At 75.3% G+C, this 9,590-nt stretch carries 8 protein-coding genes; 5 read left to right on the plus strand and 3 right to left on the minus strand.

The window, feature by feature from the left end; translation table 11 throughout:
- The first annotated feature begins 130 nt into the window (after nucleotides 1–130).
- The 3 genes from ACFV4F_RS01220 to ACFV4F_RS01230 all read left to right on the plus strand — a co-directional run bounded on the left by ACFV4F_RS01220 (nucleotide 131) and on the right by ACFV4F_RS01230 (nucleotide 4,151).
- Nucleotides 131–1,525 carry an MFS transporter gene (locus ACFV4F_RS01220; RefSeq protein ID WP_380499989.1) on the plus strand — a complete coding sequence of 465 codons (1,395 nt, stop codon included), beginning with the start codon at nucleotides 131–133 and terminating at the stop codon, nucleotides 1,523–1,525.
- A 62-nt stretch (nucleotides 1,526–1,587) separates the two neighbouring features.
- Nucleotides 1,588–3,054 carry a cytochrome P450 gene (locus ACFV4F_RS01225; protein WP_380499990.1) on the plus strand — a complete coding sequence of 489 codons (1,467 nt, stop codon included), beginning with the start codon at nucleotides 1,588–1,590 and terminating at the stop codon, nucleotides 3,052–3,054.
- Nucleotides 3,055–3,188: 134 nt separating this feature from the next.
- Entirely contained in the window at nucleotides 3,189–4,151 is a 963-nt protein-coding gene (locus ACFV4F_RS01230; RefSeq protein WP_380499991.1) for an L-tyrosine/L-tryptophan isonitrile synthase family protein, read from the plus strand.
- Here the strand turns inward: ACFV4F_RS01230 and ACFV4F_RS01235 are convergent.
- From ACFV4F_RS01235 to ACFV4F_RS01245, 3 genes are all read right to left on the minus strand, one after another.
- Nucleotides 4,136–4,963 carry an ABC transporter ATP-binding protein gene (locus ACFV4F_RS01235; protein WP_380499993.1) on the minus strand — a complete coding sequence of 276 codons (828 nt, stop codon included), beginning with the start codon at nucleotides 4,961–4,963 and terminating at the stop codon, nucleotides 4,136–4,138. The genes ACFV4F_RS01230 and ACFV4F_RS01235 overlap by 16 nt on opposite strands.
- Nucleotides 4,960–5,979 carry a FecCD family ABC transporter permease gene (locus ACFV4F_RS01240; protein ID WP_380500005.1) on the minus strand — a complete coding sequence of 340 codons (1,020 nt, stop codon included), beginning with the start codon at nucleotides 5,977–5,979 and terminating at the stop codon, nucleotides 4,960–4,962. Before ACFV4F_RS01240 ends, ACFV4F_RS01235 begins: the two co-directional genes overlap by 4 nt.
- Nucleotides 5,980–6,230: 251 nt before the next feature.
- Nucleotides 6,231–7,325: an ABC transporter substrate-binding protein gene (locus ACFV4F_RS01245; protein ID WP_380436193.1), complete on the minus strand. Its 1,095-nt coding sequence runs from the start codon at nucleotides 7,323–7,325 to the stop codon at nucleotides 6,231–6,233.
- 219 nt (nucleotides 7,326–7,544) lie between these two features.
- Here ACFV4F_RS01245 and ACFV4F_RS01250 point away from each other — a divergent pair, with 219 nt between their 5' ends.
- Both ACFV4F_RS01250 and ACFV4F_RS01255 read left to right on the plus strand, forming a co-directional pair.
- Entirely contained in the window at nucleotides 7,545–8,393 is an 849-nt protein-coding gene (locus ACFV4F_RS01250) for a helical backbone metal receptor (protein ID WP_380436191.1), read from the plus strand.
- Nucleotides 8,394–8,443: 50 nt separating this feature from the next.
- The gene (locus ACFV4F_RS01255; protein WP_380499994.1) at nucleotides 8,444–9,484 is read left to right on the plus strand and encodes a transglycosylase SLT domain-containing protein; all 1,041 of its coding nucleotides are present in this window, start codon (nucleotides 8,444–8,446) and stop codon (nucleotides 9,482–9,484) included.
- The last annotated feature ends 106 nt before the right edge of the window (nucleotides 9,485–9,590 follow it).

A 9,590-nucleotide genomic window follows, 5' to 3' on the forward strand; every position in this document is an offset into this window, starting at 1 on the left:
TGGGTGTGGTTTTCTGTATAATGTAGTCCTTGTGTGGGGTCCCCCCCCCCCCCCCCCCCGGCGGCGTGGCCGGGCGCGGCCCCCGCGGCGGTGGCAGCGTCCGCTACGCAGCGGGGGAACGGAGGACTCCATGGCCGCGCAACACGGCCTGCCCGAAGCCAAGTTGAGGCACAGCACAGGAAACCCGGACGGTCCGGCGGACCGGTGGAGCCTCGTCGTCGCCGCCGGGCTGCTCTCGTTCGTCGCGATGCTCGACATGAACGTGGTGAACCTCGCGCTCACCGACATATCCGCCGGCCTGCACGTCTCCCCCGGAGTCGCCCAGTGGGCCGCGCTCGGCTACCAACTGCCGCTCGTCGCCCTGCTGTTGCCCGCCGGACGATGGCTGGACCAGGTGGGCACGCGCTCGGCCCTCCTGCCGGCGGTCGGCTGCTTCGCCGCGTGCAGCGCGCTCGTCTCCCTCGCCCCGTGGGCGAGTTGGCTGATCGCGGCGCGCTTCGCCCAGGGCGCCTTCGGCGCGGTGCTGTTCGTCCTGATGCCGGTGCTCGCCGCCACCGCCGTCCGGCCCGAGCTGCGCGGGCGGGCGATGAGCGTGCCCGCCACGCTCGGTCCGCTCGGGGCCGTCACCGGTCCGGTGATCGGCGGTCTGCTGCTCGACCACGTGGGCTGGCGGGCCGTGTTCCTGGTCAAACTCCCGGTCTGCCTCGCCGCCGCGCTGATCGTGTTCCGCCACGCCCCGCGCACCGGCAGGCTCTCGCCGCCCGACCGCAGTTCGCTCGGCGACGCCGCCCTGATCGGCTCCGCCGTCGCCTCCGTCCTGCTCGCGCTCACCCTCGCGCCGAAGGCCCCGCTGTGGCTCCTGCTCGCGCTGCCCGCCGCGCCGCTCGTCGCCGTCTGGCTGCGTCGCCCCGGCGGCCGACCGGTGGCCGAGACGCTGCGGGCCGCCGGCACCACCGGCGTCAACGCCTCCGTCCTCGCCCTCGCCGCGGGCTTCGCCGCCTGCCACTACCTGCTCGCCCAGCACCTGCGCGGCCAGGAGGGCGAGAGCGCCACCCGCACCGCACTCACCATGCTGGCCTTCCCGCTCGGCATGGTGGTGGCCGGCCGCTTCGGCGGACGGCTCGCGGACCGCTGGGGCGCCCGGCCGACCGCGCTGAGCGGCGCCGCCGTCACCACCCTCGGCCTGCTCCTGCTGCTCCCCCTGGACGGCGGCTGGACCAACGCCGACATCGCGTGGCGCCTCGCCCTCGCCGGCGCGGGCATGGGCCTCAACGGCGGCCCCACCCAGGCCCTGGTCATGACCGCCTCGCCGCCCGGCCGGCTCGCCACCGCGGGCTCCGCCGTCCAGCTCGCCCGCAGCCTCGGCTTCGCCCTCGGGCCCGCCCTCGCCACCGCGGCCACCCTGGCCGGCGACCGCGCGACCACCGGCACCCGCGCCGGGATCGCCCTGGCCGTCCTGGCCGCCGCGAGCGCCGTCGCCCTCCTCGCCCTGCACCACCGCCGCGCCCACCGTGCAACGGCGTGACACGGCCGCCCGGGCCGACCGCCACCCCCTTGGAACACCGTACGACCGGAGGTTCACCGCACATGACCGACATAGACACCGGCTTCGATCCTGCCGCCGTCCGCCCGCCGAACCCGGCAGAACCGGCAAACCCGGCAAACCTTTCGGACCCTGCGGACCCCGCGGACCCGGCGGACCCAGCGACCCGCTGCCCGTTCGGCTACGGCCTCCCGTCCGACGACGGTGGCGACAGCGGTGGCGACGACGATCGCGACGGCACCCGACTCCCCTCCCCCGTACCGCTCTACGGGACGGAGTACAAGCGCGACCCGTACCCGCTGTACCGGCGGATGCGCGAGGCGGGCCCCGTCCACCGGGTGGAGTTCCCGAGCGGCATCCACGCCTGGCTGGTCACCGGCTACAAGGCCGCGCACGCGGCCCTCAACGACGGCAGGCTGGGCAAGAACCACGCCCTGGGCAACGAGAACTGGCGCCGGCTCGCCTCGATCATGCCCGAGCCGCAGCACTCGCAGCTCCAGGTGCACCTGCTCCACCAGGACCCGCCCAAGCACACGACGATGCGCCGGCTCGTCGTCGACGCCTTCGCGCCCCGCCGGGTCGAGGCGCTGCGGCCGCGCCTCCAGGAGCTCGCCGACGCCCTGGTCGACGAGCTGCCCGCCACCGGCGGCGCCGATCTGGTCGCCGGGTTCGCCGCGCACTACCCGTTCCGCGCGCTCGCCGAAACCATCGGCCTGCCGACCGAGTTGGCCGTGTGCTTCGACCGCGACTGGGGCAAGGTCGTGCAGCCGGTCGGCCCGCTCGACCCCGGCCGGCCCGCGTACGAGGCGCGGCTGCGCGGCCTGCAGACGTACATCGCGGACGTGGTCGAGCACAAGCGCGCCCACCACGACCCCGCCCGGGCCGAGGACGACCTGCTCGGCCGGCTCGTCGCGGCCCGTGACGCCGGCGAGCTGAGCCCGGAGGAGCTCGACTCGATCGTGTTCCAGCTACTGGTCGCCGGGCAGGAACCGGTCACCAACCAGATCACCACCATGCTGATCACCCTGCTGCGCCACCCCGGGCACCTCGTCCGGCTCGCCGAGGGCATCGCCGCCGACCCCGGCCTGCTCCCCCGCGCGGTGGAGGAACTGCTGCGCCACGACGCCGCGTTCGAGCTCACCACCTGGCGGTTCTTCGCCGAGGACAGCGACCTGTTCGGCACCGCGGTGCCGGCTGGCGACTCGGTCATCGTCTCGCTCTGCGCCGCCAACCGGGACGGCGAGCGGTTCCCGGACGCCGACCGGCTCGACTTCGACCGCACCCCGAACGCCCATCTCGCCTTCGGACACGGCATCCACTACTGCCCCGGCGCCGCCCTCGCCCGTGCCGAACTCCAGGTGGCCCTCGGCACGTTGCTCACCCGGCTCCCCGGACTGCGTCCCGCCGGTCCGGCCGAGGGCGGTGACGGCCTGGACGCCCTGACCTGGATCCCCGCCGTCCTGGCCCGCGGTGTGAACGAGCTGCCGGTCGCCTACGACCGGCGCGTCTGACCGGCGGCGACCACCACCCCCTGGCCCGCGACCGCACCGCCGGCCAGGACACGGCCACGCCTGCTTGCAGCCCGGGCCCGCGGCCCGCGCCCGCGCCCATAGCCCTTACGACAACGTCCCGTTGGAGGACCACCATGCCGCCCGTCGGCACCATCACCGCCCGCGAGCCATCCGCCCACACATACGGGGCCGCCGAGCACCTCGCCGCCCGCGTCCTCGGCCTGCTCCTGCCGCACCGCCGCGCCTCCGACCCCGAACTCGCCGCAGAGCCACGCCACTTCCCGCTCCAGCTGGCGCAGCTCGCGGACTTCATCGCCGCCGGCGAGCCGATCGTGTTCACCCTGCCCGGTTTCCCCTGCAAGTCGCCGAACCCGGCGAAGGTGCTCGGCCACCTGCCCGACGAGGGCGAGCGGCTGTCGCTCACCTTCCTCGACGCGCTGTGCGAGCGGATCGGCGCGCTCCACGCGCCCGGTGCGCGGATCCTGATCTGCTCGGACGGTCACATCTTCGGCGACCTCATCCACGTCCCCGACGACCACATCGACGAGTACTCCGACGCACTGGCCGCGATGATCGAGCGCGAGGGACTGCGGCACCTGGCCACCTTCGACCTGCGGGCCGTCCTCGGCGACCTGCCGTTCGACGAGAAGCGCGCCCGTGTGCACGCTCGATACGCGCCGAGCGTCGAGGAGTTGCGCGAGCAGGTGCTGACGGACGAGGAGACCCTGCGGCTCTACCGGGGCATCACCCGGTTCCTCACCGAGGACACCGTCGGCTTCACCGGCACCAAGTCGGCCCTCCAGCGCGAGTGCCGCCGCCGCGCGTACGGGGTGATCCAGCGCAGCCGCGCCTGGGGGGACCTGATCGCCGAGCACCACCCGGACGCGTTCCGGCTGTCCATCCACCCGCAGCGGGCCGGGGCGCCGAAGTTCGGCATCCGCCTGCTGGAGGCGGCGGACGCGTGGACGACGCCCTGGCACTCCTCGGTGCTCCACCGGGCAGATGGCCGCTGGGAGTTGCTGCGCAGCGCGGACGCCGCGGAGCTCGGGCGGCTCGTCGAGAGCGACGGCCGCCCGAGCCACTACGAGACGGTCTGAGCCCGCGCCGCGTCGGCGTCCACCGGAGCACCGGCCGAGGACGCGGGCGTGCGGTGGTCGAAGGCGATCAGCGGGTCGCCGGTGAGCGGGTGTTCGACCACCGCCGCCCGCACGCCGAACACCTCGGCGAGCAGGTCGGAGGTGAGCACGTCGCGCGGTGCTCCGGAGGCCACGAGGGCGCCGCGGTGCAGGACGTGGAGGCGGTCGCAGACCGAGGCGGCGGCGTTGAGGTCGTGCAGCGCGACCAGGGTGGTGCGGCGCTGTTCCCGTAGCAGGGCGAGGAGTTCGACCTGATGGCGGACGTCCAGGTGGTTGGTCGGCTCGTCCAGCACGAGGACGTCCGGCTGCTGGGCGAGCGCCCGGGCGAGCAGCACCCGCTGGCGTTCGCCGCCGGACAGCTGGGCGAACCAGCGGTCGGCGGCCTCCGTCATGCCGACGCGCACGAGGGCGTCGGCGACGACGCGGTGGTCCTCGGCGTCGTCGGCGGCGAATGCGCGCTTGTAGGGGGTGCGGCCCATGGCGACGACCTCGCGGACGGTCAGTTCGAAGTCGCCGCCGCGTTCCTGCGGGAGGGCCGCGATGTGCCGGGCGGACTCCGCCGGGGAGATGTCCTCCAACTCCCGTCCGTCCAGGAGGATCCGCCCCGCGCTCGGCCGCAGGTGGCGGTAGACCGTGCGCAGCAGGCTGGACTTGCCGCTGCCGTTGGGTCCGACCAGTCCGGCGATCTCGCCCTCCTCGGCGACGAGGTGGACGCCGGCCACGACGGTGCGTCCGGCGAGGGCGACGCTCAGGTCTTCGACGGCGATCCTCAATTGCGCTCCAGTCGTCGGTCCAGCAGGTAGAGCAGGGTGGGGGCGCCGAGGACGGCGGTGACGACGCCGATGGGCAGTTCCTGGTTGTCCAGGGCGGCGCGGGCGAGGGTGTCGACGACGACGAGCAGCAGGGCGCCGGTGAGGGCGGACAGCGGCAGCAGGCGCCGGTGGTCGCCGCCGACGAGCAGCCGGCACACGTGCGGCACCATGAGCCCGACGAAGCCGATCGCGCCGGAGACGGCGACCAGCACGCCGGTGAGGACGCTGGTGACGACGAAGATCTCGCGGCGCAGCCGGGTGACGTCGACGCCGAGTCCGGCGGCGGTCTCGTCGCCCATGAGCATCGCGTTGAGTGCGCGGGCGCGGGCCTGGAGCAGGGCGAGGCCGAGGGACACGGCGGCTGCGGGGATGGCGAGTTGGGACCAGACGGCGCCGCCGAGGCTGCCCATGAGCCAGAACAGGACGCCTCTGGTCTGCTGTTCGTCGCTGGTCTGGAGGACGAGGTAGCTGGTGATGCCGCCGAGGAACTGGGCGATGCCGATGCCGGCGAGGACCAGGCGCAGCGGGGAGAAGCCGCCGCCGCGCCGGGCGAGGAGCCAGACGAGGGAGAACGCGGCGAGGGCGCCGGCGAACGCGGCGAGGGAGACGGTGAGGCCGAGGGCGCTGCCGAAGGAGAGCTGGAGCCCGAGGGCGGTGCCGAGGACGAGGGTGGCCACGGCGCCGAGGGAGGCGCCGGAGGAGATGCCGAGGAGGTAGGGGTCGGCGAGGGGGTTGCGGACGAGGGCCTGGACGGCGGTGCCGACGAGGCCGAGTCCGGCGCCGACGACGGCGGCCAACAGGGCTCGGGGGACGCGCAGTTGCCAGACGATGAGGTCGCGGGTGCCGGGTTCGGGGGCGCGTCCGGTGAGCCGGCGGGCGATGACGGCCCAGACTTCGCCGGGCGGGACGTCGACGGCGCCGAGGGAGACGGCGGCGGTGAGGGCGAGGAGGAGGGCGGCGCCGAGGGCGGCGGCCAGCGGCGCGGGCCGCCCGGGGGTGGGGCGGCGGCGGCGCGCGGGCGCCCCAGCGGCGGCGCTCGCGGGGCGGCCGGCGACCGGGTGGGGGGGGGGGGCGGTGTGGGGGGGGGGGGGGGGGGCGGGGGGGGGGGCGCGCGCGCGCCCCCCCCCGGGGCCCCGCCCCGCGGGGGGGGGGCGGGGCGGCCGCCGGCGGCAGCAGCAGCGACGGAGGTCGCGCCGGGATCCTCGCCGGTGACGGACGGAGGCACGGTCTACTGCCCGTTCTTGACGAGGTCCGGGTGGACGGTGGCGGCGATCTGCCGGACGGCGTCGGCGTTGCGCACGCCCGCGATGGTGGTCACCTCGGAGCCGAGCCGCACGAAGTGTCCTTCCTGGACGGCCTTCAGGCCCTGGGTGGCGGGGAAGCCCTTGAGGAACGCCTCGGCGTCGTCGTAGGCCTTGCGGGTGGCCTCCTCGCTGCCGCGGTTGCGGACGGCCAGCTGGATCCAGTCCGGGTTCTTGGCGACCACGTCCTCCCAGGAGCCGGGCTTGAAGTCGGCGTCGCAGTCGGCGAAGACGTTGCGGGCGCCGGCGAGGGTGATCACGGCGTTGGCAACCTGGCGGCCGCAGACGGCGGTGGGCTGCTTGGTGCCGGCGTCGAAGTCGAAGACGAAGTAGCTCGGCCGCTTGTCGTCCGGCACTCCGGCGAGGGCGGTCCGCACGTCGCCCACGCGCTTCTCCATGCCGGCGACGAGTTCCTCGGCGCGGGCGGCGGTGCCGGTGACGGCGCCGAGCCTGCGGATGTCGTCCTCGACCTGGGCGAGGTCGGTGCGCGGCGCCTTGGCGGCCTTCGGGGTGCCGGCGCAGGCGGTGGAGAGGAGGTAGACGTGCTGGATGCCGGCCGCGGCGAACTCCTCCGGGCTCGGCCCGGTGGCGCCGCCGCCCATCATCGGCATGGCGCCGAAGGTGTCGACGTAGAGGTCGGCGCCGGAGCCGAGGAGCTTCTCCTTGGGGATGACGCGGTCGCCGAGGACGGGCACCTTGGTGCCCTGCTCGGCGAGGTCCGCCGGGAGGCTGCCCTTGCCGGGCGGGAAGCCGGTGCCGATCAGGCGGTCCCCGGCCCCGAGTTGGAGCAGCATCTCCAGGCTGGAAGCGTTACTGGTGACGATCTTCGAGGGGGCCTTGGCGATGGTGGTCTCCTGGCCCGCGCAGTCGGCGACCTTGACCGGGAAGGATCCGGCGGGCGCGGCCTTGGCCGTCGCCTGCGCGTCCGAGCCGCCGCCCCCTCCTCCGGTGCTTCCGCAGGCCGTGGCCGTGGCGAACAGGGCGACGACGGCCGCGACGGCGCGGGCGGTGCGAGGGCGCATGGGAACTCTCCTGGTGGGTGCTCGTGCTGGGGGTCCGTCCTGCGGACCCGGACCAGGTAGTCGGCCGGCTCGCGCGGCGGGTTCCCGCGGATCTCGGGGAGTTCCGCGCCGGGCCGTCTCCGCACGGCCCCGGGCGCACGGCCCCCTCCGGCGCGACCCCGTCCGGCGCGACCCCGTCCGCTCGCCCGCGGGCTCAGGCGCGGGGCGTAGGCTGGCCCGATGGCCGAACCCACCGTCCTGCGGGACGATCTCGACCTGCCCGTCCGGCTCGGTCCGGGCCCGGTGCGGCGGGTGGTCTCGCTGGTGCCGTCGCTGACCGAGTCGCTCGCCGTCACCGCCCCCGGCCTGCTGGCCGGCGCCACCGACTGGTGCACCCACCCGGCCGGACTGGACGTGCCGCGGATCGGCGGCACCAAGAACCCGGACGTCCGGCGGATCCTCGCCCTGGCCCCTGACCTCGTCCTCGCCAACGACGAGGAGAACCGTCGGCCGGACCTCGACGCGCTGCGGGCGGCCGGCGTGCCGGTCTGGGTGACCGACATCCGCACCGTCGACGACGCGTTCCGCTCCCTGGAACGGCTGCTGACCCTCGCGTGCGGCCTCCCGCGGCCGGGGTGGCTGGACGAGGCGCAGGCGGCGTGGCGCGGGGTGGACGGTCGGCGCAGCGGGCAAAAGATCGACGGACGGCGGAGCGGGCAGAAGACCGACGGTCCGCGGGCGATCGTGCCGATCTGGCGGCGCCCGTGGATGGTCCTCGGCCGCGACACCTTCGCCGGGGACGTGCTGCGGCGCCTCGGAGTGCGGCTCGTCCACGCCGGCCACGCCGAGCGCTACCCGGCCATCCCGCTGCCCGAACTGCTCGCCTGCGCACCCGACTTGGTCGTCCTGCCGGACGAGCCGTACCGGTTCACCGCCGGGGACGGCCCGGAGGCGTTCCCCGGCGTGCCGGCGGCGCTGGTCAGCGGACGTCACCTCACCTGGTACGGGCCCTCGCTCGCCGAGGCCCCGGCGGTGCTCGGCACGGCGCTCGACCACCCGTTCGTACAGGGTGGGAACACGCCCCCGTAGGATGACCGCCACTCGCCGGGACCACCGGCGATCAAGTGGGGGAACCACACATGGCAGTGAGCACATCCCGGCGTGCGCTGGTGATGGTGTCGGCCGCGGCCGTCTCGACCGCCGTCCTGGCCGGGTGCGGGAGCAAGTCCGCGACGACCGACACCCGTGCGGCGCCGGGCACGACGGCTCTGGCCGCGAGCGCCTCGCCCGCCGACACGGCCGGCGCGAGCGCGTCCGCGAGCCCGGCCGCGAGTGCGACGCCGTCGCCCGGCGCGAGCGCCACCGGCAGCCCGAGCGCGAGCGCGTCGGCGGGCAAGTCGGCCAAGGCGAGCCCGAGCCCGGGCCCGACGGCGAGCGGTGCCAAGCCCGGCGCGGCCAAGCCGTCCACCGGCAGTGCCGAGAAGGCCCCCGCCCCGGCCGCCGCCCCCGTCGCCGCGGCCCCGGCGCCGACCGCCAAGCCCGGCCCCGTCGCTCCCCCGCCGCCGCCCGCGCCCGAGGGCCCGCACGCCCCGCCGCTGCAGAGCAGTTGCAAGCCGAGCAAGCCGCAGCCGGACGAGGCCAAGGAGGCCGTCGGCGCGGCGCTCACCGCCGCGGCCGGCCAGGCCCGCACGCTCACCCTCAGCAGCGGAGGCACCGACAAGCTCCCGCCGCTGCCGGTCAACCTGGTCAAGGCCATCGCCTGGCAGGAGAGCGGCTGGCAGTCCGGCATCCTCGCCTGCGACGGCGGGATCGGCACCATGCAGGTCATGCCGAACACCGTGAGCTGGATGAACACCAAGTTCGGCACCGTCTCCGACGCCAAGACCCTCGCCGGCAACGTCCAGCTCGGCACCCAACTGCTCGACTGGCTGGTCGCCTACTTCGGCGACTCCGGGTTCGGCGGCACGTACGACCTCTCCCCCGACCCCGCCACCGGGAAGACCCCGCTGCTCGACCTCGTCATCTCCGCCTACAACGCGGGCGCGGGCAACGTCCACTACAACACCGCCACCGACCCAGCCACCGGCGGGACCGTCGGCAGCCTCGTCATCCCGAACCCGGGCTACATCGCCAACGTCAAGGCGCTCATGGCGAGTCAGCCCTGGAACAAGGCCGGCTGAGACCGGAGAACGCCCGAGGGGCGGGCGCTGCTCCGTCCCGGGGCCGCGGCCGCGCCGCCCCGCGGGGGGGCGGTCCGACCACCGCGCCGCGGCGCGCGCGGCCCGC

Source organism: Kitasatospora sp. NPDC059722, assembly GCF_042733235.1.
GTDB lineage: Bacteria > Actinomycetota > Actinomycetes > Streptomycetales > Streptomycetaceae > Kitasatospora.

What these genes read in the sequence shown, in the direction of transcription:
- ACFV4F_RS01220 (WP_380499989.1), top strand. Translation starts at nt 131, where the DNA reads ATGGCCGCGCAACACGGCCTGCCCGAAGCCAAGTTGAGGCACAGCACA.
- ACFV4F_RS01225 (WP_380499990.1), top strand. Translation starts at nt 1,588, where the DNA reads ATGACCGACATAGACACCGGCTTCGATCCTGCCGCCGTCCGCCCGCCG.
- ACFV4F_RS01230 (WP_380499991.1), top strand. Translation starts at nt 3,189, where the DNA reads ATGCCGCCCGTCGGCACCATCACCGCCCGCGAGCCATCCGCCCACACA.
- ACFV4F_RS01245 (WP_380436193.1), bottom strand. Translation starts at nt 7,325, where the DNA reads ATGCGCCCTCGCACCGCCCGCGCCGTCGCGGCCGTCGTCGCCCTGTTC.
- ACFV4F_RS01250 (WP_380436191.1), top strand. Translation starts at nt 7,545, where the DNA reads ATGGCCGAACCCACCGTCCTGCGGGACGATCTCGACCTGCCCGTCCGG.
- ACFV4F_RS01255 (WP_380499994.1), top strand. Translation starts at nt 8,444, where the DNA reads ATGGCAGTGAGCACATCCCGGCGTGCGCTGGTGATGGTGTCGGCCGCG.